The organism is Halomonas sp. Mc5H-6 (assembly GCF_024124705.1).
GTDB classification, from domain to species: Bacteria; Pseudomonadota; Gammaproteobacteria; order Pseudomonadales; family Halomonadaceae; genus Vreelandella; species Vreelandella subterranea.
This window is the reverse complement of record NZ_JAMXSI010000010.1, coordinates 18,391-41,453: the sequence shown is the minus strand read 5'-3', so window position 1 is coordinate 41,453 and position 23,063 is coordinate 18,391. Positions and strand designations below refer to the sequence as shown.

At 57.6% G+C, this 23,063-nt stretch carries 39 protein-coding genes and 1 riboswitch; of the genes, 6 read left to right on the top strand and 33 right to left on the bottom strand.

What is annotated here, in order from left to right:
• Positions 1–25: 25 nt before the first annotated feature.
• Together ampC and NH395_RS13865 are read left to right on the top strand one after the other, a co-directional pair.
• On the top strand, positions 26–1,198 hold the full coding sequence (ampC, locus tag NH395_RS13870; protein WP_253025643.1) for a class C beta-lactamase: 1,173 nt from the start codon (positions 26–28) through the stop codon (positions 1,196–1,198).
• An 87-nt stretch (positions 1,199–1,285) separates the two neighbouring features.
• Complete coding sequence (locus NH395_RS13865) at positions 1,286–1,966, top strand: cupin domain-containing protein (protein ID WP_253025641.1); 681 nt, start codon at positions 1,286–1,288, stop codon at positions 1,964–1,966.
• On the opposite strand, the gene NH395_RS13860 is transcribed toward NH395_RS13865, so the two are convergent.
• Positions 1,958–2,320 carry a DUF6164 family protein gene (locus tag NH395_RS13860; protein ID WP_253025639.1) on the bottom strand — a complete coding sequence of 121 codons (363 nt, stop codon included), beginning with the start codon at positions 2,318–2,320 and terminating at the stop codon, positions 1,958–1,960. The genes NH395_RS13865 and NH395_RS13860 overlap by 9 nt on opposite strands.
• Before the next feature lies 1 nt (position 2,321).
• The gene (gene gloA, locus NH395_RS13855; RefSeq protein ID WP_253025637.1) at positions 2,322–2,855 is read right to left on the bottom strand and encodes a lactoylglutathione lyase; all 534 of its coding nucleotides are present in this window, start codon (positions 2,853–2,855) and stop codon (positions 2,322–2,324) included.
• A 224-nt stretch (positions 2,856–3,079) separates the two neighbouring features.
• On the opposite strand from gloA, the gene NH395_RS13850 reads away from it, so the two are divergent.
• The 4 genes from NH395_RS13850 to thiE all read left to right on the top strand — a co-directional run bounded on the left by NH395_RS13850 (position 3,080) and on the right by thiE (position 5,485).
• On the top strand, positions 3,080–3,454 hold the full coding sequence (locus NH395_RS13850) for a DUF2237 domain-containing protein (RefSeq protein ID WP_066318507.1): 375 nt from the start codon (positions 3,080–3,082) through the stop codon (positions 3,452–3,454).
• 107 nt (positions 3,455–3,561) lie between these two features.
• Entirely contained in the window at positions 3,562–3,906 is a 345-nt protein-coding gene (locus NH395_RS13845; RefSeq protein WP_092827257.1) for a hypothetical protein, read from the top strand.
• Between the two features lie 47 nt (positions 3,907–3,953).
• A riboswitch (TPP riboswitch) is annotated at positions 3,954–4,050 on the top strand.
• Positions 4,051–4,074: 24 nt separating this feature from the next.
• Positions 4,075–4,884, top strand: a complete 810-nt coding sequence (thiM, locus tag NH395_RS13840) for a hydroxyethylthiazole kinase (RefSeq protein ID WP_253025635.1) — start codon at positions 4,075–4,077, stop codon at positions 4,882–4,884.
• Positions 4,874–5,485, top strand: a complete 612-nt coding sequence (gene thiE, locus NH395_RS13835) for a thiamine phosphate synthase (protein WP_253025633.1) — start codon at positions 4,874–4,876, stop codon at positions 5,483–5,485. The genes thiM and thiE overlap by 11 nt, the downstream gene beginning before the upstream one ends.
• A 4-nt stretch (positions 5,486–5,489) precedes the next feature.
• Here thiE and NH395_RS13830 read toward each other — a convergent pair whose 3' ends face one another.
• From NH395_RS13830 to tuf, 31 genes are all read right to left on the bottom strand, one after another.
• Positions 5,490–6,365, bottom strand: coding sequence for a DMT family transporter (locus NH395_RS13830; protein ID WP_253025631.1), 876 nt, complete (start codon positions 6,363–6,365; stop codon positions 5,490–5,492).
• Positions 6,366–6,459: 94 nt separating this feature from the next.
• A complete protein-coding gene (locus NH395_RS13825; protein WP_253025629.1) occupies positions 6,460–7,719 on the bottom strand; it encodes a D-alanyl-D-alanine carboxypeptidase in 1,260 nt (419 codons plus the stop codon).
• Between the two features lie 234 nt (positions 7,720–7,953).
• Positions 7,954–8,340: a 50S ribosomal protein L17 gene (gene rplQ / locus NH395_RS13820; RefSeq protein ID WP_066318522.1), complete on the bottom strand. Its 387-nt coding sequence runs from the start codon at positions 8,338–8,340 to the stop codon at positions 7,954–7,956.
• A 39-nt stretch (positions 8,341–8,379) separates the two neighbouring features.
• Positions 8,380–9,375, bottom strand: coding sequence for a DNA-directed RNA polymerase subunit alpha (rpoA, locus tag NH395_RS13815; RefSeq protein WP_066318524.1), 996 nt, complete (start codon positions 9,373–9,375; stop codon positions 8,380–8,382).
• Positions 9,376–9,473: 98 nt separating this feature from the next.
• Positions 9,474–10,094, bottom strand: a complete 621-nt coding sequence (gene rpsD / locus NH395_RS13810) for a 30S ribosomal protein S4 (protein WP_253025627.1) — start codon at positions 10,092–10,094, stop codon at positions 9,474–9,476.
• 12 nt (positions 10,095–10,106) lie between these two features.
• A complete protein-coding gene (gene rpsK / locus NH395_RS13805) occupies positions 10,107–10,493 on the bottom strand; it encodes a 30S ribosomal protein S11 (protein ID WP_027337525.1) in 387 nt (128 codons plus the stop codon).
• 39 nt (positions 10,494–10,532) lie between these two features.
• Positions 10,533–10,889, bottom strand: coding sequence for a 30S ribosomal protein S13 (gene rpsM, locus NH395_RS13800; protein ID WP_066318529.1), 357 nt, complete (start codon positions 10,887–10,889; stop codon positions 10,533–10,535).
• A gap of 124 nt (positions 10,890–11,013) precedes the next feature.
• Entirely contained in the window at positions 11,014–11,127 is a 114-nt protein-coding gene (gene rpmJ / locus NH395_RS13795; RefSeq protein ID WP_009099023.1) for a 50S ribosomal protein L36, read from the bottom strand.
• A gap of 29 nt (positions 11,128–11,156) precedes the next feature.
• Positions 11,157–12,488, bottom strand: coding sequence for a preprotein translocase subunit SecY (gene secY, locus NH395_RS13790; RefSeq protein WP_066318532.1), 1,332 nt, complete (start codon positions 12,486–12,488; stop codon positions 11,157–11,159).
• Positions 12,489–12,923 (bottom strand): 50S ribosomal protein L15, encoded by a 435-nt coding sequence (rplO, locus tag NH395_RS13785; RefSeq protein ID WP_066318535.1) that lies wholly within the window; start codon positions 12,921–12,923, stop codon positions 12,489–12,491.
• A 3-nt stretch (positions 12,924–12,926) separates the two neighbouring features.
• On the bottom strand, positions 12,927–13,109 hold the full coding sequence (rpmD, locus tag NH395_RS13780; protein WP_066318538.1) for a 50S ribosomal protein L30: 183 nt from the start codon (positions 13,107–13,109) through the stop codon (positions 12,927–12,929).
• Positions 13,110–13,115: 6 nt separating this feature from the next.
• Positions 13,116–13,616: a 30S ribosomal protein S5 gene (rpsE, locus tag NH395_RS13775; RefSeq protein ID WP_066318541.1), complete on the bottom strand. Its 501-nt coding sequence runs from the start codon at positions 13,614–13,616 to the stop codon at positions 13,116–13,118.
• Positions 13,617–13,628: 12 nt separating this feature from the next.
• Entirely contained in the window at positions 13,629–13,979 is a 351-nt protein-coding gene (gene rplR, locus NH395_RS13770) for a 50S ribosomal protein L18 (RefSeq protein ID WP_066318549.1), read from the bottom strand.
• A 9-nt stretch (positions 13,980–13,988) separates the two neighbouring features.
• Positions 13,989–14,519 carry a 50S ribosomal protein L6 gene (gene rplF / locus NH395_RS13765; protein ID WP_066318551.1) on the bottom strand — a complete coding sequence of 177 codons (531 nt, stop codon included), beginning with the start codon at positions 14,517–14,519 and terminating at the stop codon, positions 13,989–13,991.
• 9 nt (positions 14,520–14,528) lie between these two features.
• Positions 14,529–14,921, bottom strand: a complete 393-nt coding sequence (gene rpsH, locus NH395_RS13760; protein WP_066318553.1) for a 30S ribosomal protein S8 — start codon at positions 14,919–14,921, stop codon at positions 14,529–14,531.
• 32 nt (positions 14,922–14,953) lie between these two features.
• Entirely contained in the window at positions 14,954–15,259 is a 306-nt protein-coding gene (gene rpsN, locus NH395_RS13755; RefSeq protein WP_066318556.1) for a 30S ribosomal protein S14, read from the bottom strand.
• 10 nt (positions 15,260–15,269) lie between these two features.
• Entirely contained in the window at positions 15,270–15,809 is a 540-nt protein-coding gene (rplE, locus tag NH395_RS13750; RefSeq protein WP_066318557.1) for a 50S ribosomal protein L5, read from the bottom strand.
• Between the two features lie 18 nt (positions 15,810–15,827).
• Entirely contained in the window at positions 15,828–16,142 is a 315-nt protein-coding gene (rplX, locus tag NH395_RS13745; protein WP_007111996.1) for a 50S ribosomal protein L24, read from the bottom strand.
• A 14-nt stretch (positions 16,143–16,156) separates the two neighbouring features.
• A complete protein-coding gene (rplN, locus tag NH395_RS13740; RefSeq protein ID WP_066318559.1) occupies positions 16,157–16,528 on the bottom strand; it encodes a 50S ribosomal protein L14 in 372 nt (123 codons plus the stop codon).
• A gap of 50 nt (positions 16,529–16,578) precedes the next feature.
• Positions 16,579–16,839: a 30S ribosomal protein S17 gene (gene rpsQ / locus NH395_RS13735; RefSeq protein ID WP_066318561.1), complete on the bottom strand. Its 261-nt coding sequence runs from the start codon at positions 16,837–16,839 to the stop codon at positions 16,579–16,581.
• A gap of 1 nt (position 16,840) precedes the next feature.
• Entirely contained in the window at positions 16,841–17,032 is a 192-nt protein-coding gene (gene rpmC, locus NH395_RS13730) for a 50S ribosomal protein L29 (RefSeq protein WP_066318563.1), read from the bottom strand.
• A complete protein-coding gene (gene rplP, locus NH395_RS13725) occupies positions 17,032–17,445 on the bottom strand; it encodes a 50S ribosomal protein L16 (RefSeq protein ID WP_066318565.1) in 414 nt (137 codons plus the stop codon). The genes rpmC and rplP overlap by 1 nt, the downstream gene beginning before the upstream one ends.
• 15 nt (positions 17,446–17,460) lie before the next feature.
• Complete coding sequence (gene rpsC / locus NH395_RS13720) at positions 17,461–18,165, bottom strand: 30S ribosomal protein S3 (RefSeq protein ID WP_066318566.1); 705 nt, start codon at positions 18,163–18,165, stop codon at positions 17,461–17,463.
• Positions 18,166–18,175: 10 nt separating this feature from the next.
• Positions 18,176–18,508 (bottom strand): 50S ribosomal protein L22, encoded by a 333-nt coding sequence (gene rplV, locus NH395_RS13715; RefSeq protein ID WP_027337512.1) that lies wholly within the window; start codon positions 18,506–18,508, stop codon positions 18,176–18,178.
• Positions 18,509–18,526: 18 nt separating this feature from the next.
• Positions 18,527–18,802, bottom strand: coding sequence for a 30S ribosomal protein S19 (rpsS, locus tag NH395_RS13710; RefSeq protein WP_027337511.1), 276 nt, complete (start codon positions 18,800–18,802; stop codon positions 18,527–18,529).
• A 33-nt stretch (positions 18,803–18,835) separates the two neighbouring features.
• The gene (gene rplB, locus NH395_RS13705) at positions 18,836–19,666 is read right to left on the bottom strand and encodes a 50S ribosomal protein L2 (RefSeq protein ID WP_066318572.1); all 831 of its coding nucleotides are present in this window, start codon (positions 19,664–19,666) and stop codon (positions 18,836–18,838) included.
• A gap of 17 nt (positions 19,667–19,683) precedes the next feature.
• Positions 19,684–19,980, bottom strand: coding sequence for a 50S ribosomal protein L23 (gene rplW / locus NH395_RS13700; RefSeq protein ID WP_066318574.1), 297 nt, complete (start codon positions 19,978–19,980; stop codon positions 19,684–19,686).
• On the bottom strand, positions 19,977–20,582 hold the full coding sequence (rplD, locus tag NH395_RS13695; RefSeq protein WP_066318576.1) for a 50S ribosomal protein L4: 606 nt from the start codon (positions 20,580–20,582) through the stop codon (positions 19,977–19,979). Before rplD ends, rplW begins: the two co-directional genes overlap by 4 nt.
• A gap of 15 nt (positions 20,583–20,597) precedes the next feature.
• Positions 20,598–21,236, bottom strand: coding sequence for a 50S ribosomal protein L3 (rplC, locus tag NH395_RS13690; RefSeq protein WP_066318578.1), 639 nt, complete (start codon positions 21,234–21,236; stop codon positions 20,598–20,600).
• A 152-nt stretch (positions 21,237–21,388) separates the two neighbouring features.
• Positions 21,389–21,700 carry a 30S ribosomal protein S10 gene (rpsJ, locus tag NH395_RS13685; RefSeq protein ID WP_009098983.1) on the bottom strand — a complete coding sequence of 104 codons (312 nt, stop codon included), beginning with the start codon at positions 21,698–21,700 and terminating at the stop codon, positions 21,389–21,391.
• Positions 21,701–21,859: 159 nt separating this feature from the next.
• Positions 21,860–23,053, bottom strand: coding sequence for an elongation factor Tu (gene tuf, locus NH395_RS13680; RefSeq protein WP_066318581.1), 1,194 nt, complete (start codon positions 23,051–23,053; stop codon positions 21,860–21,862).
• Positions 23,054–23,063: the final 10 nt, after the last annotated feature.

The following is a 23,063-nucleotide window of genomic DNA, read 5'->3' as shown; positions in this document are numbered from 1 at the left end:
TTCACGACCGCAACAGGATCCATGTATGCGCAGGATGTTAGCAGCAAAAACCGGCTTTATCATGACAGGTGCTCTGCTTTTCGCCAGCACTGCCTGGGCGCTTGAAGACGCTGACGAGGCACACATCGAGGCGCTGGTAAACGATACGATCGCTCCGCTCATGGCCGAGCAGCGTATTCCAGGGATGTCCGTTGCGCTTAGCATCAACGGTCAGCCGTATTACTTTAATTATGGCGTTGCCGATCTGGAAGCAAAAACCCCGGTCACCCAGGAGACGCTGTTCGAACTTGGCTCCATCAGCAAGGTTTTCACCGCTACGCTGGCGGCTTACGCGGCCTCCCGCGGCGACCTGTCGCTGTCGGATTCAGCCAGTCAGCACCTGCCGGCCCTTGAAGGCAGCGCCTTCGATGAGATCACCCTGCTGGAACTGGGCACCTACACGGCAGGCGAGCTTCCTCTGCAATTCCCGGAAGCCGTGCAAGATGAAGCGGCGATGGTGGACTATTATCGCCAGTGGCAGCCTGAGTCACCGCCCGGCAGCCATCGACTCTACTCCAACCCGAGCATGGGCCTGTTCGGTTATCTCGCCGCGCAAAGCCTTGGCAAGCGATTCGAGACGCTGATGCAGGAAGACCTCTTGGCACCGCTGGGCCTTGAGAACAGCTACTACCAGGTGCCCGAAGCGCAACAGCCGCATTACGCCTACGGTTACTCTCAAGATGACGAACCGATCAGGGTGAACCCGGGCGTGCTGGACGCCCAAGCCTACGGCTTGAAATCAACCGCGGCAGACGTGCTGACGTTTGTGGAAGCGAATATGGACGCTACCGGGCTTGATGGATCGCTCGGCCAGGCCATGGCGACTACGCGCGCGGGTTACTTTGACGTCGGCAACATGACCCAGGGGCTTGGCTGGGAAAGCTACGCCTATCCGGTCACCCTTGATGCGCTTGTCCAGGGCAACTCGCTTGAGATGATCCTCAACGCCAACCCTGTCAGCCGCTTGAGCCCACCGCAGGCCCCCAGGCAGCAGGCGCTCTACAACAAGACGGGCTCTACCAATGGCTTTGGTGGCTATGTGGCCTTTGTGCCCAGCGAGCAGATCGGTATCGTGATGCTGGCCAACCGCAATTACCCCAATCAGGCACGCATTGAGGCGGCTCATCGACTCCTGACCGCGCTGACCGACGGGCGCTGAGTGCAGGATTGGCATCAGCGAAAGTTGCATTTTTCGCTGTCGATAAGGAGACTAGCACCACTTCCTTTGCCTGCAAGAGTCAGCCCCATGCGTTTAAACGCCGACTTTACCCGCTTTGCCTGTGTGACACCGGAAGATTACCGCTGGGTGGCATCGCCCAGCGCTGGCGTCGAACGGATGATGCTCGACCGCATTGGCGACGAAGTCGCCCGCGCCACCAGCCTCGTACGCTACGCCCCCAACACCCAGTTCGACCCGCATACCCACGGGGGCGGTGAAGAAATTTTAGTGCTGGAAGGTGTGTTCGCCGACGAGTATGGCCGTTATGCCGCCGGCAGCTACTTGAGGAACCCCATCGGCACCGGCCATACGCCGAAAATAGGCGATGAAGGGGCCTTGATACTGGTCAAGCTGCACCAGTTCGACCAAAACGATGAGCTGCAGCTTGCCGTCCCTGCCCACCGCCTGCCCTGGCAGCCGGACCGTCGCCCCGGCATCGGCTACAAGATGCTGCATACCTTCAAACAGGAGAGGGTCAGCCTGGAACACTGGGAGGCTGGTCAGGCCATTGAGTATCCGGTGCTGACCGGCGGGCTTGAGCTTTTCGTGCTGGAGGGCGCCTTGAGCGATGGCGACCGGGAATACACCGCGGGTAGCTGGTGCCGCTACCCCAGCGGCATGGCCCTGACCCTCACAGCCGGAAAGAACGGTGTGCAGATGTATCTCAAACGCGGTCACCTACCGCCTGTCCAGGAAGCTTCAGCCTAGCGCCAGAAAGGGCAACAGCGTCAACGCCACCAGCAATACAATGGCGACGCCCACCAGCGTGATTTGCACGGGGTGGGCACTAAAACGCTGCCATAAGGTGGGCGCATCGCCCCGTGCGAGCGCCTCGTGGTGCTCTTGCCTGGCCCGCGCCTGGCGCTCGGCCTGATACTCCGCCAGCAGCGCATTGGCATCCTCTAGCTGGCTCAAGTCGCGCAGCCAGATGGCATCCACACCCAGCCGGAAGAAACCAGCCTGCGTCTCGTAGGTATCCAGGCCGTGGGCATCGAGCAACTGACGGACCTCCATGGCCTCTTCGTCGGTCACATGGCGCAGGCGGAACAGCAAATGCGCCATGCTAATCGCCCTTGTTGGCCATCAGATCCGCCTGGATCACTTCAATCCAGTAGCCATCCGGGTCTTTGACAAAAATCACGTCTTGCATCTTGCCCTGATCGGCACGCTTGACGAAGGTGACGTCGTGCTCGTCGAACCACGCCTGGGCCGCCGCCAGATCGGGCACGCTAAAGCAGATATGGCCAAACCCCTGGGGCTCGGCGTTGCCATCATGGTAGGCAAAGCCTTCCTGATTCTCCGTGCCCCAGTTGTGGGTCAGCTCCAACAGCCCCTTTTGACTGAACGTCCAGGCGGTTCTTGCCTGCGTCTCTTCGGGCACTTGGTCAGCGTCTTCCAGGTTAGCCAGGAAGTATAGGGAAAATTGCATTTCTTCAAAATCAAGCCGACGCATCACCTGCATACCAAACACCTGTGAATAAAACGCCAGCGCCCGCTCGGGATCCTTGACCCGCAGCATGGTGTGGTTCAAACGGAACCCCTGGGTCTGCTTGGGTGCCGGGGCAACCCCTGGATGCTGCTCACCTTGAAACGACATGCACTATCTCCTTTGACGTATCGGTTACTTTGTACAAGGCTGTAGAATCCTGGCTGCCAGTCTTTAGGAACCGTCTGTACCCGCAGCCTTTAACGACAGTCTTTAAAAACGGGCTTTCACCACCATCGTGACTCGCTCTCATGGTTCACCAGGATGATTGGTGTCTATGGTTTCATCATGAGGGCAGTCTGACAAAATACCAGCCCTTGCGCTAAGGAGGCCTTATGGCCCGCGATCTCAATGTGCTGGGTGAACCGCTCACCCCGTGCTGCCATGACCCCAAAACCGGCTTTTACCGCGATGGATTCTGTCGCGTGGGGGCGGATGATGTGGGCGTTCACTCTGTGTGCGCCATGCTGACGGAAGAGTTTCTGGCCTTTTCGCTGGCACAGGGCAACGACCTGGTAACGCCACGGCCTGAATTTGGCTTTCCTGGCCTGCAGCCCGGCGACCGTTGGTGCCTGTGCGCGTCACGCTGGCTGGAAGCCGCCGAGGTAGGCCTGGCGCCGCCCGTCGTCTTGTCCGGCACTAATCAGAAGACCTTGGACATCATCGGCCTGGACACCTTGCGCCAGCACGCCCTGGATGCCGTGCATTGAGGAGGCTGCGCCTTGGATATTCTGTGCAAACATCCTACACTTCCATTATAAACTTTATACATCCACCAATTGATCCCCACCGGACGGGTATCCCACAGGAGTAGGTCATGGCCTCGATTGATACGACCCTTGGCGATCACATTACCTTGAAGCAGCTTTCCCAGGCGCTCCGCAATGGCTTTTCGCCAATTGTGGAGGTTGAATCAATGGACGGCATCTATAAAGTGCGCTTTCACCATGCCAATGGGGTTTCCGATTTATCCAATGCCCAAGGGCATGTCAGCACCTTCCTGGGTACTGGCGAGATCCGCGATACCCTGGGTGAATTGGGCTTGACCCATGGCGTGCTTACCTTTGCCGATCAATGCGGCGACGAAATGATCGGTGTGGCGGGGAAAGCCATGACGCCCGATGAAATGCTCACCTACGGAACGCGCATCTCGTTTCGTTAAACGAGCCTTTCCAGGGCTTTACAGACTCGTCCAAGCCACGGATAGTAGGGGCACGACAGGGGCGCTCGTCACCGAACGGGCTGAGAAGCACCCTTATAACCTGAACCGGCTAATACCGGCGTAGGGAGTCGTGGTGCCCCGTCACCACCTCCCTGCCGGGAGGACTTCATGACCATCCCCAACTTTGGCGACAGCTTGACGGCGCTGCGCGACACCACCCCGCTTATTCACTGCATCACCAACTATGTCGCGATGAACAGCACCGCCAACGTGCTGCTGGCTACCGGGGCGTCACCTGCCATGCTGCATGCCACCCAGGAAGTTGCTGAATTCACCGCGCTGGCCGATGCGCTGTCGATCAACATCGGGACGCTTTCATCGCCCTGGGCGGAGGCCATGCTGCTTGCCGCGCGCACCGCTCGCGCGCACGACACGCCCTGGGTGCTGGACCCCGTCGCCGTGGGCGCGACCCGTTATCGCCAGGAAGTCTGCGCCGACCTTTTGGCCCTCAAGCCCAGCGTCATCCGTGGCAACGCCTCTGAAATCCTGGCCCTCGATGGGCTGGCCCACCAGGGCCGTGGGGTTGATGCAACCGCGTCCACCGACGACGCCATAAAGGCCGCCATGGCACTGGCCGAGCGGCAACAGTGTATCGTCGCCATGACCGGCGAACGGGATAGAGTCACCGACGGAAAAGCCTGCTACACGATCAGCGGCGGGCATCCTTTGATGCCCCGTGTCACGACCTTGGGGTGCGGGCTCAGCGCTCTGGTGGCCGCCTTTGTCGCCGCCAACCCCGACGAGCCGCTGAACGCCAGCAGTGCCGCCGTGGCGTGTTTTGCGGCAGCCGGAGAGCGTGCCGGGGAGACCGCCCAGGGGCCGGGCAGTTTTTACGTTGCCTTGTTGGACGCGCTTTATCAGCTCACGCCTGATGCGCTTAACCACTTCGCCCGTCGGGAGGTCCGCGATGCCCTTTGATCTGTCGCTTTATCTGGTCACCGACGCAACCCTGTGCCAGCACCATGGTCTTGAGCGCACCGTCAGCGAGGCTGTCCGCGGTGGCGTCACCATGGTGCAGCTGCGCGACAAGCTGGCAAGCGATGCACAGATGATTGACCAGGCACGGCGCCTGAAAGCCTTGCTGGCAGGCAGCGGGGTGGCGCTGATCATCAACGACCGCCTTGAGGTGGCGCTTGCCAGTCAGGCCGACGGACTGCATGTCGGTCAGAGCGATACCACGGTTCGCCAGGCCCGGGTGGCGATGGGGCCACAGGCCATATTAGGGCTTTCGATCAACACCGTGGAACAACTTCATGACGCACCTATCGATCAGCTTGACTACGTGGGCATCGGGCCGATCTTTGCCACCCCCAGCAAACAGGATCACGCCCAACCGATTGGTTTTGGCGGCCTTGCTTCCTTGATCAAGGAATGCCCGATTCCCAGCGTGGCCATCGGCGGGCTGAATGCCAGCCATGTGAATGCGATACGGCGGGCAGGCGCTGACGGGCTAGCGGTCATCTCGGCGATCTGCGGACAGCCCGATCCCGAGGCGGCGGCTCGCGCCTTCCAGCGTTGACAGCCTAGGCCGTTGGGCGGCGCTTCAAGGTAGTGCGCCGGTCGTGATAGGCGATCGCCAGGCCGCTTGCCATGATCAAGGCGCTGCCCCCCCATACCCAGAGGTCGGGCAGCTCGCCCCAGAACCACCAGCCGAGCAGCACTGCCCAGAGCATGGCGGTATAATCGAACGGGGCGGCTATCGCCGCTGGCGCGAAGCGAAACGCCAGGGTAATGAACGCCGTCGCGCCCACGCCCAGTACGCCAGACGCCAAAAACCCCAGCCAGTGCCAGGGCAGCGGCGTCTGCCAGACCCAGGGCAAGGTCAGCCCCGTCACTACCAGGGGCACGGAGGTCATGTAGAACAGCATCGCCCAGAGGTGTTCACGGCCACCGTAGCGGCGTGCGGTAATCATCATCAGGGCATAGAACAGCGCCGCCCCCACGAGCACCAGGGCGCCCAGTTGAAAGGCATCGCTATCAGGACGAACAATAATCAACACCCCGACAAACCCCACCAGTGAGGCAATAAGCACCGGCGGTTCGATGCGCTCTCCCAACAACGGCACCGATAGCAGGGTGACAAACAGCGGCGCCACGAAGGCGATCGCCGTGGCCTCGGCCAGCGGTAATAGCGTCAACCCCCATACGAAACAGACCATGGTGGCGGTATAGATCAAGCCGCGTAGCAGATGCACACCCGGGCGCCGGGTCCGCAACTTGCGCAAGCCACCGGCAAAATGAGCAAGCAGGGCAATCAGCGGCAGCGAGACCAGCGCCCGAAAGAAGATGATCTGCAGTGGCGAATGCACCTCGCCCAACCACTTGGAGACAGCGTCCCCCAGTGCCAGGAAAAGGACACCGGTACACATGCAGAGTATGCCTTTCAGCGACGTTGTCACCGCTCCCTCCTTTTTATTGCCCAACATTGATTAACTGAAAACTAAAAAACCCCGCCAAAAGAACCTTTGGCGGGGTTTTTGGCACTTTTCCGCGCTACAGGCTGGCGTTGACGACCATGCAGTCCATTCCCCGCGAGCGAAGCTGTTCGCAGGCCTGGCGCGCCTGTTGCTCTTCCAGCGCCATCAGCCGGGCACGAAATATCGGGCTTTGCCCTACCGAGGTGTCTATCGCCACTTGGCCATCGAGGTCACGGGGCAGGTAGGTGGCGGCTTGACGGGCATAGCGCTGGGCTTGATCTTCCTGGCTGAAGGCGCCCACCTGGATTCCCCAGCCACCTGCCGCACGGGTTGCCATGACACGCTCGCGGTCGATAAAGGCCTGCAACGGATCCGTTTGCGGCGCTGAATCTTGCGTTGTTGCCACCGTCGGCGGTTCAAATGGCGCCGTTTCAGGCGAGTAAGAGGCCACAACGGGTGAAACTTCAACCGGTGAAGTTGCTGGTGTTGCTGTTGGTGTTGGCGTATGAGAAGGGGTTGGGGCAAAAGCCATGTATTCTTTGGAAAAATCAAGATCGGCCAACCAGTTAGACTTATCCAGAAGGGCGGCACGGGTGAAGCTACGATCCAGCAGATTGGCCATGTGCTTATCCCGCGACTGGGCGGTGAATCCGCCCATCACCACGGCCATGAGGCGACGGTCACCGCGCTTGGCCGTGGTGATCACGTTGAAGCCTGAAGCGCGGATAAAACCGGTCTTCAAGCCATCGGCACCGGGGTAGTCACGCACCAGTCGGTTGTGACTGGTGTGCCGGGTGCCGCGATAAGTGAATTCCTGCAGGCCAAAATAATGGTAGTAGTCGGGGAAGTCCCGCATCACGCGGACTGCCAGAGTGACCATGTCGCGTGCTGTCGTAACCTGCCGATCATCGGGAAGCCCAGAGGCATTGCGGAAGGTGGTATGGCGCATCCCCAGCTCGCGAGCTTTTTCGGTCATTAACTGGGCGAAGCGGCGTTCGCTGCCACCCAACGCCTCGGCCATGACGACCGCCACGTCATTGGCTGAACGAACGGCGAGCGCGCGAATGGCTTCATCGACCAGAATCGAGCTGCCTGGGGAAAGCCATAACTTTGTTGCGGGCATGGACGCTGCCTGTGACGATACCGGCAGCGGCTGATCCAGCTGCAATCGGCCTTCCTCAAGTGCTTCAAACGTCAGATAAAGGGTCATGACCTTGGTCAGCGAGGCTGGGTAACGGCGTGCATCAGCGTTTTCCGAATACAGTACTTCACCTTCATCAAGGTCGACGACCATCCCGGCATAGCGTGGATTGGCCGCTTGAAGGGGCAGTGACATGGCAATGAACAACATTCCTGTGATCAGCGATGCTGCCCTGATGGATGCGCCTCGCCAATATTGTCTCGCTCTCATACGTCCCCCTGACATCTTGTTTTATACCACTGCCATGATAATTGCCTTTACTTCAGGCTAATGCCCTGAGTATATACGTTGAACTGGCTAATCGGCACCATAAAAAAACCGACCCACAAGGGGTCGGTTTTGGTGTTGACCAGGTGCAACAGAAGCGAATTACTCTTCTGCAACGGCCTCTTCAACCACCGGACGATCGACAAGCTCAACGTATGCCATGGGCGCATTGTCGCCGGTGCGGTAACCGCACTTGAGAATACGGACGTAACCGCCCGGACGCTCGGCGTAACGGGGACCCAACTCGTTGAACAATTTGCCGACGGCTTCTTTAGAGCGCGTGCGGGCAAACGCCAGACGGCGGTTGGCAACGCTATCCTGCTTAGACAAGGTGATCAGCGGCTCGATAACGCGACGCAACTCCTTGGCTTTGGGCAGGGTTGTCTTGATAACTTCATGTTCGACCAGCGAGACAGACATGTTCTTGAACATGGCCTGCCGATGCGAGCTGGTGCGATTCAGATGACGACCACTCTTACGATGACGCATGGTTGTAATTCCTTACCAAACTGGGACTCGAGTCGACACTCACGCGGAGGCCTTGTCGTCCTTCAGGCTAGCGGGCGGCCAATTTTCCAACCGCATGCCGAGGGACAAGCCGCGCGCCGCCAATACATCCTTGATTTCATTCAAGGACTTTTTACCGAGGTTCGGGGTCTTCAACAGCTCAACTTCAGTGCGCTGAATCAGATCACCGATGTAATAAATATTCTCGGCTTTCAGGCAGTTCGCGCTGCGAACGGTCAACTCAAGATCGTCTACGGGGCGCAATAGGATCGGATCGACGTGATCCTCTTCCTCTTCGACTTCCTGCTCTTTATCTGCTTCCAGGTCGACGAAGGCGGCCAGCTGCTCTTGCAGGATGGTCGCACTGCGGCGGATAGCCTCTTCCGGATCCAGAGTACCGTCGGTTTCCAGATCGATAATCAGCTTATCGAGGTCAGTACGCTGTTCGACACGAGCAGCTTCGACCGCGTAGGAAACTCGGCGGACAGGGCTGAAGGTAGCATCCAGCTGCAGGCGGCCAATGGCACGGGACTCTTCATCAGAGCCACGGGCGTCAGCCGGTTCGTAGCCACGACCCATCGCTACCTTAAGCTGAATCTTCAGCTCGGTACCTTCATTGACATGGGCAATGATGTGGTCCGGGTTGACGATTTCGACGCTATGATCAAGCGCAATGTCGCCAGCGGTGACGACGGCTGGGCCCTGCTTGTTCAGCGAGAGCACCGCCTCATCGCGGCTGTGCATCTTGATCGCAACATCTTTCAAGTTCAGGAGGATTTCAATGACATCTTCCTGCACCCCTTCGAGAGCACTATATTCGTGCTCGACACCCGCAATTTCAGCCTCTACCACGGCACAGCCGGGCATGGACGAAAGCAGAATGCGACGCAGTGCATTCCCCAGGGTGTGGCCAAAGCCGCGCTCGAACGGTTCGAGAACGATCTTGGCATGATGTGCGCTGATTTCTTCGACCTTGATGTCACGAGGACGGAGAAACTCTGTCACTGAACGCTGCATATGAACACCTTTCAGGCTGCCAAACGGATACTTGATACTCGGTACGGCTTGGTGCCGGTACTAACCCGGCACCAAGCCGACAAGAAACAGAAAACTGCTTACTTGGAGTAAAGCTCGACGATCAGGTTTTCGTTGATGTCGGCAGACAGGTCACCGCGTTCAGGCAGAGCCTTGAAAGTGCCTTCCATCTTCTTGGCGTCGGTTTCGATCCACGCCACATCACTACGGTTGGCCGCAATGGACAACGCGTTTTGAATGCGAGCCTGGTTCTTCGCCTTTTCGCGAATGGAAACAACGTCACCTGGCTTCACTTGGTAGGAAGCGACGTTGACGCTGCGACCGTTCACGCTAATCGCCTTGTGGCTGACCAGCTGACGCGCTTCAGAGCGAGTCGAGCCGAAGCCCATACGGTAGACGACGTTATCCAGTCGGGATTCGAGCAACTGCAACAATACTTCACCGGTCGCGCCTTTCTGGCGAGCGGCTTCTTTGTAGTAGTTACGGAACTGCTTTTCGAGTACGCCGTACATGCGACGCACTTTTTGCTTCTCGCGAAGCTGCAAGCCGTAGTCTGAAAGACGTTGACGGCGCTGGCCGTGTACACCCGGAATCTGCTCGGATTTACACTTTTTCTCGAAGGGAGTCACGCCACTCTTCAAAAAGAGGTCGGTGCCTTCACGACGAGACAGTTTGCACTTCGGTCCAATATAACGAGCCATGAATCTGTCTCCTTAAACGCGGCGTTTCTTCGGCGGACGGCAGCCATTATGGGGGATGGGCGTCGCGTCGATAATGCTTTGCACGCGGAAGCCGGCGGCGTTCAGTGCGCGCACGGCGGATTCACGACCGGGACCTGGGCCTTTGACCAGCACGTCGACGTTTTTCACACCATACTCGGCTGCAGCAGTTGCTGCACGTTCACTTGCCACTTGAGCAGCGAACGGGGTGCTCTTGCGAGAACCACGAAAACCCGAACCACCGGCAGTCGCCCATGACAGAGCGTTGCCCTGGCGGTCTGTGATCGTCACGATCGTGTTGTTAAAAGAGGCATGGATATGCGCAACGGCATCCACTACCTGCTTTTTAACCTTTTTACGGTTACTACGCGGGTTAGCCATGTTGATGTCTATTCCTGTCTTTACGCCAGAACGTGCGTGTTATTTGCGGATCGGCTTACGCGGGCCCTTACGGGTACGCGCGTTAGTCTTGGTCCGCTGACCACGCAGCGGAAGACTACGACGATGACGCAGACCACGGAAACAACCTAAGTCCATGAGACGCTTAATATTAAGCGTGACATCACGGCGAAGGTCGCCCTCTACGGTGTACTTACCAACTTCAGAACGCAGGGTGTCGACTTCATCAGAAGACAGGTCCTGGATCTTGGCAGTCGGCGCGATACCGGCAGCAACACAGATGTGTTCTGCACGTGTACGGCCAATCCCGAAGATATAGGTCAGCGAGATCGCCGCATGCTTGTTGTCCGGGATATTGACGCCTGCAATACGGGCCATCAGCTTACTCCGAAATTTGAGCGGCTTGCTCGTTAATCATCTTTAAAAGGCGCAACAGCATACCCCCTTTTTACACCCGAAGGCAAGGGGTATGCCGGCACCCGCTTAATACAGACCAGGAAAATTAACCCTGGCGCTGCTTGTGCCGCGGTTCGATGCAGATGACGCGCACGGCGCCATTGCGACGAATGATCTTGCAGTTACGGCACATTTTCTTTACGGAAGCTCGAACTTTCATCGTTCTCTCCAATACGGGCGGCAGGCGCCTTAGCGCATGATGCCGCCACTACCGTAGCCTTTCAGGTTGGACTTCTTCATCACTGAGTCATATTGATGCGACATGAGATGCGACTGCACCTGGGCCATGAAGTCCATGATGACCACTACCACGATCAAAAGCGAGGTACCGCCAAAGAAGAACGGCACGTTCCACGCTACGATCAGGAACTGGGGCATCAGGGAAACCGCAGTGATGTACAAGGCACCAAACAACGTTAACCGCGTCATGACCTTGTCAATATAACGAGCGGTCTGCTCGCCAGGACGAATACCCGGCAGAAAAGCACCTGACTTTTTAAGATTGTCAGCTACATCCTTGGGGTTGAAGACCAGCGCTGTGTAAAAGAAGCAGAAGAATACCACTGCCGCCCCAAAAAGCAAGATGTAAAGCGGTTGGCCGGGGCCTAATGCTTGCGAGGCGCGCTGCAACCACTCCATGCCATCGCCTGCGCCTACCCATTGGCCGATCGAGGCCGGGAAGAGCAGGATACTGGAAGCGAAGATGGCCGGGATAACACCTGCCATATTTACTTTCAGTGGCAGGTAGCTGCTTTGCCCTGCATACATCTTGTTGCCGACCTGGCGCCGCGGGTAGTTCACTTTAAGGCGGCGTTGACCGCGCTCGATGAACACCACGAACGCAACGGTCGCGATACCCAGTGCCGATAGCGCTAACAGTGGCAGTACGTTCCAGGCCCCTTCGTTGCGGGCCAGTTCAAACGCCTGACCTGCCGCGCTGGGCAGCCCGGCCACAATACCGGCAAAGATCAGCAACGAGATACCGTTGCCAATGCCTTTCTCGGTAATCTGCTCACCTAGCCACATCATGAATACCGCGCCCGATACGAATGTAATCACGGCGGTAAAATAGAAGCTGAAATCAGCAGTGTACGCGATACCCTGGCTCGCCAGACCGACAGACATACCGACAGCCTGAATAAACGCCAGCAGCACCGTGCCGTAGCGGGTGTACTGGCTAATCTTGCGGCGGCCGGCCTCGCCTTCCTTCTTGAGCTGTTCAAGATGGGGAGAGACCGCAGTCATCAGCTGCATGATAATCGACGCCGAAATATAGGGCATGATACCCAGGGCGAGGACGCTCATGCGCTCCAGCGCACCACCCGAGAACATGTTGAACATGCCCAGAATGGTGCCCTGTTGCTCCCTGAACAAGGCAGCAAGCTGGTCAGGATTGATACCGGGAACGGGAATGTGGGCACCGATACGGTACACCACGATGGCGAGGAGCACGAAGCGCAAACGCGCCCACAGTTCACTCAGACCGCTGCCCATCGCCGGCATGTTTCCTGACTTGGCCATTTAGTCCTCTACCTTGCCGCCAGCGGCTTCGATCGCTTCACGGGCACCCTTGGTGACCTTGATGCCGCGAACGGTAACCGCTTTTTTCAGTTCGCCAGAAAGGATGATCTTCGCATGTAGCGTTGCATCCTTCAGCACGTTTGCCTGCTTCAGCGTCTCGAGGGTCACCTCTTCGCCAGCCACCTGGGCCAGCTCAGCCAGGCGAACCTCTTCCGAGACCATCGACTTGGCCGAGGTAAAACCAAACTTCGGCAGACGACGCTGCAACGGCATCTGACCGCCTTCGAAACCTGGCTTGACGCTGCCACCGCTGCGTGCCTTCTGGCCTTTGTGGCCTCGGCCACCGGTCTTGCCCAGACCGGAACCGATACCACGACCAACGCGCTTTGCAGCGTGTTTAGAGCCCGCTGCCGGGCTCAAGGTATTGAGTTTCATGGATTACTCTCCCTCAACGCGCACAAGGTAGTTCACCTTGTGGATCATGCCGCGTACGGCAGGGGTGTCTTCCAGCTCAACCGAATGACCGATGCGACGCAGTCCCAGGCCGTTGATAGTGGCCTTGTGACGGGGCTGAACGCCGATGGTGCTACGGATCTGGGTAACCTTGATCGTTGCTGCCATGGTGCCTTACCCCGTGATCGCTTCGACAGACAGGCCGCGTTTGGCGGCCACGTCATCCGGTGCTTGCATGGAAGCGAGACCTTTGACAGTCGCTCGCACCACGTTAACCGGGTTGGTGGAACCGTAGCACTTGGCCAGTACGTCATGGACACCAGCGAGCTCCAGTACAGAGCGCATGGCGCCACCGGCGATAATGCCGGTACCTTCAGAAGCCGGCTGCATGAATACCTTGGAAGCACCGTGACGGGCTTTAACCGGGTATTGCAGCGTATGGCCTGAAAGGTTGACCTTGACCATGTTGCGACGAGCTTGGTCCATGGCTTTCTGAATCGCGATCGGCACTTCACGCGCCTTGCCACGACCGAAACCAACACGACCTTTACCATCACCAACGACGGTCAGTGCGGTGAAGCCGAAAATACGACCACCCTTGACCACCTTGGCGACACGGTTGACCTGCACAAGCTTTTCCTGCAGATCACCGCTTTGCTGTTCGTTCTTCGCCATCGTAAAAACCCTTTAGAATTCCAGGCCGCCTTCACGCGCGGCGTCGGCCAGAGCCTTGACGCGACCGTGATACTTAAAGCCAGCACGGTCGAAGGCCACCTGGGTGATGCCTGCTTCTTTAGCGCGTTCGGCAATCAGTTCGCCTACTTTCGTAGCGGCTTCTGAGTTGCCGGTCGCACCCTCGCGCAGTGCCTTGTCCAGCGTAGATGCGCTGGCCAGCACTTTGCCACCATCCGGCGAGATAATCTGCGCATAGATGTGACGCGGGGTACGGTTGACGCACAGGCGATACACGCCCAGCTCGCGGATCTTGGCGCGAGCGCGGCGGGCACGACGGAGACGAGATTCTTTCTTCGCGTTCATAACCCTGCCTTACTTCTTCTTGGCTTCTTTGCGACGCACCTGCTCGTCGGCGTACCGAACACCCTTGCCTTTATACGGCTCAGGGGGACGGAAGGCGCGGATTTCCGCGGCGCACTGACCGAGCTGCTGCTTGTCCGCGCTTTTCAGCACGACCACGGTGTTTTTCGGCGTTTCCGCTGATACACCTTCAGGCAGTTCGTAGTCGACCGGGTGCGAGAAGCCCAGTGAAAGATTGAGCGTCTGGCCCTTTACTTGGGCACGATAACCGACGCCAACAATTTCGAGGGTCCGTGTAAACCCCTCGGATACGCCCGTCACCAGGTTCTGGACCAGGGCGCGGGTAGTACCGGCCATTGCCCAGCTCTTGGCAGATTCACTCGGGGCGAAGGTCAGCTGGCCATCTTCTTGAGCCACTACCACGTCGTGGTGAATGGTCATTGACAGCGTGCCTTGGCCGCCCTTGGCGGTCAGCTGGTCGGCATCGATTTTAATCTCAACGCCGGCAGGCACTTTAACCGGATATTTCGCTATGCGGGACATTCCAGCCTCCTAGAATACGGTGCAGATGACTTCGCCACCAACACCCGCCTGGCGAGCGGCACGATCGGTCATCACCCCATTGGAGGTGGTCACGATCGCAATACCCAGACCATCGGCGACCTTAGGCAGGTTGTCCTTGCCCATGTAACGGCGCAAAGACGGCTTGGAAACCCGCTGGATATGGTCGATAACCGGCTTGCCCTCAAAGTACTTGAGGGTCACGGTTAATTCGGGCTTGGTGCTTTCAGCCACCGTGAAATCGGTGATATAGCCCTCTTCTTTCAGCACGCGGGCCACTTCCACTTTCAACTTGGAAGACGGCATGGAAACCGTCTCCTTGGTGGCCATCTGCGCATTGCGGATACGGGTAAACATATCCGCCAGAGTGTCTTGCATGCTCATTTAATGTGCGCTCCTGATGATTCTACGTGGCGTTACCAGCTGGACTTTTTCAGACCAGGAACGTCGCCACGCATGGCGGCTTCACGCAGCTTGTTACGGCCGAGGCCGAACTTGTTGTAAAAACCGTGCGGACGGCCTGTTACGCGGCAGCGGTTACGCTGGCGTACCGGGCTCGAATCGCGCGGCAGTTGCTGCAGCTTCAGCGTCGCCTCGAAGCGATCTTCCTCAGAAGCGTTCACATCTACGATGATTGCCTTGAGTTCAGCGCGCTTGGCCGCGTACTTCTCGACCAATTTGGTGCGCTTGAGCTCACGCTCTACCATGCTTTTTTTAGCCATGATCCAACCCTTATTTCTTGAACGGGAAGTTCAGCGCGGATAATAGCGCGCGACCTTCCTCGTCGGTGTTGGCGGTAGTGGTGATAGTGACGTCCAACCCACGGATTCGATCGATCTTATCATACTCGATCTCCGGGAAGATGATCTGCTCACGCACACCCATGGAGTAGTTGCCGCGACCGTCGAAGGACTTCGGGTTGAGACCACGGAAGTCACGCACGCGAGGAATCGCGATGTAGACCAGACGGTCCAAGAAGTCCCACATACGCTCGGCGCGCAGTGTTACCTTGATCCCGATGGGCCAACCTTCGCGCACCTTGAAGCCCGCGATGGACTTGCGTGCCTTGGTCACCAGCGGCTTTTGACCGGACAACATCTCCAGGTCGCCGATGGCATTGTCGATCAGCTTTTTATCGCTGACCGCATCGCCGATGCCCATATTAAGCGTCACTTTCGTGATACGGGGCACCTGCATTACGTTGGCGTAGCTGAACTGCTCTTTGAGCTGTGCTACGACCTCGTTTTGATAACGTTCTTTCAAGTTCGCCATTTTGCTACCCGACTCGCGTTAGGCGTCGATCTGCGTCTGCGTCGACTTGTAGATACGTACCTTGGTACCGTCTTCCTTCACTTGGAAGCCGACGCGATCCGCCTTACCGGTCTCCGAATTGAAGATGGCTACGTTGGACGCGTGAATCGGAGCCTCACGCTCGACGATACCGCCCTGATTTCCCGCCATGGGATTTGGCTTGGTGTGACGCTTGATCATGTTCACACCGGACACCAAGAAGCGGTTTTCTAGTACCCGCTTAACAGTGCCACGCTTGCCCTTATCCTTCCCGGCGATGACGATGACTTCATCGTCACGTTTGATTTTTTGCATATCCGCCTCGCTCCTTACAGCACTTCAGGCGCTAAGGAAATGATCTTCATGAACTTCTCGTTACGAAGCTCACGAGTGACCGGCCCGAAAATACGAGTACCGACTGGCTGTTCGTTGGTGTTATTCAACAAAACCGCCGCATTTCCATCGAAACGGATCAGCGAACCGTCGTTACGACGGACGCCACTACGGGTCCGGACCACAACCGCTTTCATGACCTGGCCTTTCTTGACCTTGCCACGCGGAATGGCTTCCTTCACCGTTACCTTGATGATGTCACCAATGCGAGCGTAGCGACGGTGTGAACCGCCCAACACCTTGATGCACTGCACCCGGCGCGCTCCGCTGTTGTCGGCGACATCCAGCATTGTCTGAGTCTGAATCATCGGTTTTCTCCAAACCTAATCTGACTGCACTGGTTGAACAGGTGCATGGGTTACCCCTTGGCCTGCTCAACCACCTCGATTAGCGCCCAGGCTTTCTTCTTGGAAAGCGGACGGCACTCCTCAATGGAAACCGTATCGCCTGCCTTAGCCTGGTTCGCCTCGTCATGGGCGTGCAGCTTGGTGGAGCGCTTAACGTATTTTCCGTAGATCGGGTGACGCTCACGACGCTCGATCATTACGACGATGGACTTGTCCATCTTGTCGCTCACCACCTTGCCGGTGAGCGTACGTGCTTTTTTCTCTTCGGCCATCTCAGTCACCTGCCTTCTCGTTGAGCACAGTCTTCACACGGGCAATATCCCGACGGACCTGCTTGAGCAGATGAGTCTGGCTCAGTTGGCCGGTGGCCTTCTGCATGCGCAGGTTGAACTGCTCGCGGAGGAGTTCGAGGAGCTGCTCATGGAGCTCTCCTGCGGACTTTTCACGAATTTCCTGGGCTTTCATCACATCACCGTCCGTTTCGCAAAGGTGGTGGATATGGGCATTTTCTGTGCGGCAAGCTCGAATGCTTCACGAGCGAGCTCTTCAGGCACACCTTCGATTTCATACAGGACCCGACCCGGTTGGATCTGGGCTACCCAGTATTCGACGGAGCCTTTACCTTTACCCATACGAACTTCGAGCGGCTTCTTGGAAATCGGCTTATCAGGGAAGACGCGGATCCAGATTTTACCGCCACGTTTAACGTGACGTGTGATCGCACGACGGCCGGCTTCGATCTGGCGCGCAGTAACGCGGCCACGACCGGTAGCCTTCAGGCCGTACTCCCCGAAGCTGATCTTGCTTCCGCGATGCGCCAAGCCACGGTTGCGGCCTTTCTGCATCTTGCGGAATTTCATACGCTTGGGCTGTAACATCGACTCGCTCTCCCCTTACCTGGAACCTTTCTTCTTGGGCGCGTTGCCGGAAGGCTGCTGTTGCTTCGCCTTGGCACGAACTTCCTCGATACCGCCGAGGATTTCACCCTTGAAGATCCACACTTTGACGCCGATAACGCCATAGGTGGTGTGAGCTTCGTAAGTGGCGTAGTCGATGTCCGCACGCAATGTATGCAACGGAACACGACCTTCGCGGTACCATTCGGTACGTGCGATTTCAGCACCACCCAGACGACCTGACAGCTGAATCTTGATGCCGCCAGCACCAAGACGCATGGCGTTTTGCACCGCGCGCTTCATGGCACGACGGAACATCACGCGACGCTCAAGCTGGCCCGCTACGTTAGCAGCGACGAGCTTGGCATCCAGCTCCGGCTTGCGAACTTCTTCGATGTTCACGTGAACAGGAACACCCATCAACTCGGTAAGATCGCGACGCAGACGGTCGACATCTTCACCTTTTTTACCAATCACGATACCCGGACGGGCAGTGTGAATGGTGATGCGGGCGTTGTTCGCCGGACGCTCGATGTGAATACGGCTAACGGAGGCGTTTTTGAGACGCTGCTCCAGGAAGCTTCGCACTTCGAGATCGTTATTGAGCTTATCGGCATATGCGCCGCGCTCGGCATACCAGACAGAAGCATGGTCTTTGACGATGCCCAGTCGAATGCCTGTTGGATTGACTTTCTGACCCATCGGTCGACTCCTACTTCTCGGCTACCTTGACGGTGATGTGGCAGGTGCGCTTCAAGATACGATCCGCCCGCCCCTTGGCGCGCGGCTTGATACGCTTGAGCGTCATGCCCTCATCGACGCAGATGGTCGAGACACGCAGCTCGTCAATATCCATGCCGTTATTTTCTTCCGCGTTTGCAATGGCGGACTGAAGCACTTTCTTGACCAGTTGGGCAGCCTTCTTCGGTGAGAAGGTCAGCAGGTCGAGTGCCTCGGCGACAGGTTTACCGCGCACCTGATCAGCCACCAAACGGGCCTTCTGGGCGGATAATCCGGCGCCACGCAGCTTAGCTGTGACTTCCATCTCTCAATCCTCTTTGGCTTACCGTTTGGCTTTCTTGTCCGCCACATGCCCGCGATAAGTGCGAGTGGCAGCGAATTCGCCTAGCTTGTGACCAACCATTTCCTCGGAGACGTGCACCGGGACGTGTTGGCGACCATTATGGACTGCGATGGTCAGACCCACCATGTTTGGCAGGATCATCGAACGACGCGACCAAGTCTTGATCGGTTTGCGATCGTTCTTTTCCACTGCAGCCTCTACCTTCTTCAAAAGATGAAGGTCAATGAAAGGACCTTTCTTTAGTGAACGTGGCACAGCCGTTACCTCTTAATGTCTTGGCAATTTAGATCAGCTACGAGCCTTGCGGCGACGTACGATCAGCTTGTCGGTGCGCTTGTTCTTACGCGTCTTATAACCCTTGGTCGGCACACCCCATGGAGTGACCGGGTTACGACCACCACTGGTGCGGCCTTCACCACCACCGTGCGGGTGATCCACCGGGTTCATTGCGACACCGCGAACAGTCGGACGCACACCTCTCCAGCGCTTCGCACCGGCCTTGCCAAGTTGACGCAGGCTGTGCTCGGAGTTGCTCACTTCGCCCAGGGTCGCACGGCACTCAGCCAGGACCTTGCGCATTTCGCCGGAACGAAGACGCAGGGTGGCGTAGTTACCTTCACGCGCAACCAGCTGAGCGCCAGTACCGGCACTGCGAGCAATCTGCGCGCCTTTACCCGGCTTCAGCTCGATACCGTGAACGGTCGAACCCAGCGGGATGTTGCGCAGCGGCAAGGCATTGCCTTTCTTGATGGGCGCGTTAACACCAGATTCCAGCACGTCACCCGCGCTGACACCTTTCGGTGCGATGATGTAACGACGCTCGCCATCGGCGTATTTCAGCAGCGCAATGTGCGCACTGCGGTTCGGGTCGTGCTCCAGGCGCTCAACGGTGGCAGGAATGCCATCCTTGGTGCGCTTGAAGTCGATCAACCGATAGTGATGACGGTGACCACCGCCCACGTGGCGGGTGGTGATGCGACCGTAGTTATTACGGCCACCGGACTTGGACTGTTTTTCCAAAAGCGGTGCATAAGCACGGCCCTTGTACAGTTCCTCGCCAACGATCTTGACGACGTGGCGACGACCGGCGGATGTGGGTTTGGTCTTGACGATTGCCATTATCCGTACTCCTGCCCTTATTCGGCGCCAGAGAAGTCTTCGAGCGTTTCACCCGCAGCGAGGGTTACATACGCTTTACGGTAACCCTTACGCAAGCCAACGCCGTTTGCAGTACGCTTGGTTTTGCCTTTCACGTTCAGTACCTGAACGCTACCGACCTTCTTGCCGAACAGAACTTCTACGGCCTTCTTGATCTCGGGCTTGGTAGCATCGGTCGCCACCTTAAAAACGTACTGGTTGCGCTCGGCAGCCATCGCGGCCTTCTCGGTCACGTGCGGTCCAAGCAGAACCTTGAATACGCGTTCCTGGTTCATGCCAGCTTCTCCTCGAATTTACGCAGGGCGGAGACGGTGACCAGGACCTTATCAAAGGCAACCAGGCTCACCGGGTCAGCGGCCGCAACATCCACCACATCAACGTGAGGAAGGTTGCGTGCGGCTAGATAGAGCTTTTCGTCAACGTCTTCGGTGACGATCAACACTTTCTCAAGGTTGAGCTCTTTTAGCTTGGCAGCGACCTGCTTGGTTTTCGGCGCTTCAACGTTGAACTCTTCAACCACGACCAGGCGCTCTTGACGTACCAGCTCTGACAAGATGGAGCGCATGGCGGCGCGATACATCTTGCGGTTCACCTTCTGGGTGTAGTCTTGCGGACGCGCCGCGAAGGTGACACCGCCGCTACGCCAGATTGGCGAACGGATGGTACCGGCACGAGCACGGCCAGTCCCTTTCTGACGCCACGGCTTTTTACCACCACCGCGTACATCGGAACGGTTCTTTTGAGCGCGGGTGCCCTGACGACCACCAGCCAAATAGGCAGTGACAACCTGGTGAACCAGCGCTTCGTTGAATTCTTTGCCAAAGGTGGCGTCGGCTACTTCAACGGTACCCGCGCCTGCAGCAAGATTCAGATTCATTGGTAATTATCCCCTTCAGCCTGCTTTAACGGCGCTGCGAACGATAACGTCACTGCCGGTTGCACCCGGCACGGCGCCCTTGATCAGCAGCAGGTTACGCTCGGCGTCGACACGGACGATCTCTAGGCTCTGCACGGTGCAACGGGCGTTACCCATTTGACCGGCCATCTTTTTGCCTTTGAAAACGCGACCCGGGGTCTGACACATACCGATAGAACCCGGCGCACGATGCGACAGCGAGTTACCATGGCTGTTGTCTTGGGTACGGAAGTTCCAGCGCTTAACGGCACCCTGGAAACCTTTACCCTTGGAGGTACCGGTCACATCGATCATCTGACCAGCTTCGAAGAGGGATACGGTGAGTTCGCCGCCGACTTCAGGAGCTTCTTCGCCATCTTCCAGACGAAACTCCATCAGTGAACGACCAGCCTCAACACCCGCTTTAGCAAATTGACCCGCTTGGGCTTTGCTGAGGTGTTTGGCCTTGCGAGAGCCGGTTGTTACCTGAACCGCCGCGTAACCGTCAGACTCGACAGATTTGACGCGTGTAACACGGTTAGGATCAACCTCAATAACGGTTACGGGCACGGATGCACCGTCTTCGGTAAAGACACGAGTCATCCCGGCCTTTTTACCGACTAAACCGATAGTCATTCTCAGTTCTCCTATAGTGTACGGGGCTATCACCCGCTATGGCTGCCCTTTCCAGAGCATTCCACTAGCACATTGTGTAGCGCCTCACGGCGCGGCGGCTGCTGCTCAATGTCAATGCGTAATGAGCGCTGGGCCGCAAGTGTCTAGTGTGGTTAGTCGAGCTTGATTTGCACGTCTACGCCAGCGGCGAGATCGAGTTTCATCAGCGCATCAACGGTTTTCTCGGTCGGCTCGACGATATCGAGCACACGCTTGTGCGTACGAATCTCATACTGGTCGCGCGCGTCCTTGTTGACGTGCGGCGAGATCAGAATGGTGTAGCGCTCGCGGTTGGTTGGCAGCGGAATCGGACCACGAACCTGAGCACCAGTGCGCTTAGCGGTTTCAACAATCTCCGCTGTGGACTGATCGATCAGGCGATGGTCGAACGCTTTCAACCGAATGCGAATCTTTTGGTTCTGCATTTGCCCTAAACTCCAATGGATGTCGACGGCGCGAGCCGTCTACCCACGCATTCAAAGGATGCGCATTATAGGCACGCCAAAAGCCCATGTCAAACATTTGCTAGAGGTGCGCAGAAAAGGGGGCTCGATCGAGCCCCCTTTCACATTCAGCGGATCTACTTACTGAATGATTTTGGCCACAACGCCCGCGCCGACGGTACGGCCGCCTTCACGAATCGCGAAGCGCAGACCGTCATCCATGGCGATCGGAGCGATCAGGGTGACAACCATTTTCACGTTGTCGCCCGGCATGACCATCTCAACGCCTTCCGGCAGTTCACAGGTACCGGTGACATCGGTGGTACGGAAGTAGAACTGCGGACGATAGCCCTTGAAGAAAGGTGTGTGACGACCGCCTTCCTCTTTGGACAGTACGTAGACTTCTGCTTCGAAAACGGTGTGCGGAGTGATGGTGCCGGTTTTCGCCAGAACCTGACCACGCTCAACGTCATCACGCTTGGTACCACGCAGCAGGGCGCCAACGTTCTCGCCTGCACGGCCTTCGTCGAGCAGCTTGCGGAACATTTCTACGCCGGTAACGACCGTCTTGGTCGTGTCGCGCATACCCACGATTTCGACTTCTTCGCCTGCCTTGATGACACCACGCTCTACACGACCGGTAACAACGGTACCGCGGCCAGAGATAGAGAAGACGTCTTCGATCGGCATCAGGAACGGCTGATCGATGGCACGCTCGGGCTCCGGGATGTAGTCATCCAGCGCCTTGATCAGGTTGGCAACGGCGGTGGTACCCATGCCGTTGTCGTCCTTGCCTTCAAGGGCCATCAGTGCAGAGCCAGTGATGATCGGCGTGTCGTCACCCGGGAAGTCGTACTGGTCGAGAAGTTCACGAACTTCCATTTCAACCAGCTCGAGCAGCTCTTCGTCATCGACCATGTCCGCCTTGTTCAGGAACACGACGATGAACGGAACGCCAACCTGACGAGACAGCAGGATGTGCTCACGCGTCTGCGGCATCGGGCCGTCGGCGGCAGAACATACCAGGATTGCGCCGTCCATCTGCGCAGCACCGGTGATCATGTTCTTGACGTAGTCGGCGTGCCCCGGGCAGTCAACGTGCGCGTAGTGACGCGTCTCGGACTGGTATTCCACGTGAGACGTCGCGATGGTGATACCGCGCTCACGCTCTTCCGGCGCGTTATCGATAGCGTCGAACTCACTCCAGTCACCACCGAATACTTCAGCGGAAACGCGGGTCAAGGCCGCAGTCAGAGTCGTTTTACCGTGGTCGACGTGACCAATGGTGCCGACGTTGATATGCGGTTTGGAACGTTCAAATTTTTCCTTAGCCACTGCTATAACC

Bases quoted from the DNA above. Each gene is read 5' to 3' on its own strand.
- ampC (WP_253025643.1), top strand. From the start codon at position 26: ATGCGCAGGATGTTAGCAGCAAAAACCGGCTTTATCATGACAGGTGCT.
- NH395_RS13865 (WP_253025641.1), top strand. From the start codon at position 1,286: ATGCGTTTAAACGCCGACTTTACCCGCTTTGCCTGTGTGACACCGGAA.
- NH395_RS13860 (WP_253025639.1), bottom strand. From the start codon at position 2,320: ATGGCGCATTTGCTGTTCCGCCTGCGCCATGTGACCGACGAAGAGGCC.
- gloA (WP_253025637.1), bottom strand. From the start codon at position 2,855: ATGTCGTTTCAAGGTGAGCAGCATCCAGGGGTTGCCCCGGCACCCAAG.
- NH395_RS13850 (WP_066318507.1), top strand. From the start codon at position 3,080: ATGGCCCGCGATCTCAATGTGCTGGGTGAACCGCTCACCCCGTGCTGC.
- NH395_RS13845 (WP_092827257.1), top strand. From the start codon at position 3,562: ATGGCCTCGATTGATACGACCCTTGGCGATCACATTACCTTGAAGCAG.
- thiM (WP_253025635.1), top strand. From the start codon at position 4,075: ATGACCATCCCCAACTTTGGCGACAGCTTGACGGCGCTGCGCGACACC.
- thiE (WP_253025633.1), top strand. From the start codon at position 4,874: ATGCCCTTTGATCTGTCGCTTTATCTGGTCACCGACGCAACCCTGTGC.
- NH395_RS13825 (WP_253025629.1), bottom strand. From the start codon at position 7,719: ATGTCACTGCCCCTTCAAGCGGCCAATCCACGCTATGCCGGGATGGTC.
- rplQ (WP_066318522.1), bottom strand. From the start codon at position 8,340: ATGCGTCATCGTAAGAGTGGTCGTCATCTGAATCGCACCAGCTCGCAT.
- rpoA (WP_066318524.1), bottom strand. From the start codon at position 9,375: ATGCAGCGTTCAGTGACAGAGTTTCTCCGTCCTCGTGACATCAAGGTC.
- rpsD (WP_253025627.1), bottom strand. From the start codon at position 10,094: ATGGCTCGTTATATTGGACCGAAGTGCAAACTGTCTCGTCGTGAAGGC.
- rpsK (WP_027337525.1), bottom strand. From the start codon at position 10,493: ATGGCTAACCCGCGTAGTAACCGTAAAAAGGTTAAAAAGCAGGTAGTG.
- rpsM (WP_066318529.1), bottom strand. From the start codon at position 10,889: ATGGCCCGTATTGCAGGCGTCAATATCCCGGACAACAAGCATGCGGCG.
- rpmJ (WP_009099023.1), bottom strand. From the start codon at position 11,127: ATGAAAGTTCGAGCTTCCGTAAAGAAAATGTGCCGTAACTGCAAGATC.
- secY (WP_066318532.1), bottom strand. From the start codon at position 12,488: ATGGCCAAGTCAGGAAACATGCCGGCGATGGGCAGCGGTCTGAGTGAA.
- rplO (WP_066318535.1), bottom strand. From the start codon at position 12,923: ATGAAACTCAATACCTTGAGCCCGGCAGCGGGCTCTAAACACGCTGCA.
- rpmD (WP_066318538.1), bottom strand. From the start codon at position 13,109: ATGGCAGCAACGATCAAGGTTACCCAGATCCGTAGCACCATCGGCGTT.
- rpsE (WP_066318541.1), bottom strand. From the start codon at position 13,616: ATGGCGAAGAACGAACAGCAAAGCGGTGATCTGCAGGAAAAGCTTGTG.
- rplR (WP_066318549.1), bottom strand. From the start codon at position 13,979: ATGAACGCGAAGAAAGAATCTCGTCTCCGTCGTGCCCGCCGCGCTCGC.
- rplF (WP_066318551.1), bottom strand. From the start codon at position 14,519: ATGTCCCGCATAGCGAAATATCCGGTTAAAGTGCCTGCCGGCGTTGAG.
- rpsH (WP_066318553.1), bottom strand. From the start codon at position 14,921: ATGAGCATGCAAGACACTCTGGCGGATATGTTTACCCGTATCCGCAAT.
- rpsN (WP_066318556.1), bottom strand. From the start codon at position 15,259: ATGGCTAAAAAAAGCATGGTAGAGCGTGAGCTCAAGCGCACCAAATTG.
- rplE (WP_066318557.1), bottom strand. From the start codon at position 15,809: ATGGCGAACTTGAAAGAACGTTATCAAAACGAGGTCGTAGCACAGCTC.
- rplX (WP_007111996.1), bottom strand. From the start codon at position 16,142: ATGCAAAAAATCAAACGTGACGATGAAGTCATCGTCATCGCCGGGAAG.
- rplN (WP_066318559.1), bottom strand. From the start codon at position 16,528: ATGATTCAGACTCAGACAATGCTGGATGTCGCCGACAACAGCGGAGCG.
- rpsQ (WP_066318561.1), bottom strand. From the start codon at position 16,839: ATGGCCGAAGAGAAAAAAGCACGTACGCTCACCGGCAAGGTGGTGAGC.
- rpmC (WP_066318563.1), bottom strand. From the start codon at position 17,032: ATGAAAGCCCAGGAAATTCGTGAAAAGTCCGCAGGAGAGCTCCATGAG.
- rplP (WP_066318565.1), bottom strand. From the start codon at position 17,445: ATGTTACAGCCCAAGCGTATGAAATTCCGCAAGATGCAGAAAGGCCGC.
- rpsC (WP_066318566.1), bottom strand. From the start codon at position 18,165: ATGGGTCAGAAAGTCAATCCAACAGGCATTCGACTGGGCATCGTCAAA.
- rplV (WP_027337512.1), bottom strand. From the start codon at position 18,508: ATGGAAGTCACAGCTAAGCTGCGTGGCGCCGGATTATCCGCCCAGAAG.
- rplB (WP_066318572.1), bottom strand. From the start codon at position 19,666: ATGGCAATCGTCAAGACCAAACCCACATCCGCCGGTCGTCGCCACGTC.
- rplW (WP_066318574.1), bottom strand. From the start codon at position 19,980: ATGAACCAGGAACGCGTATTCAAGGTTCTGCTTGGACCGCACGTGACC.
- rplD (WP_066318576.1), bottom strand. From the start codon at position 20,582: ATGAATCTGAATCTTGCTGCAGGCGCGGGTACCGTTGAAGTAGCCGAC.
- rplC (WP_066318578.1), bottom strand. From the start codon at position 21,236: ATGACTATCGGTTTAGTCGGTAAAAAGGCCGGGATGACTCGTGTCTTT.
- rpsJ (WP_009098983.1), bottom strand. From the start codon at position 21,700: ATGCAGAACCAAAAGATTCGCATTCGGTTGAAAGCGTTCGACCATCGC.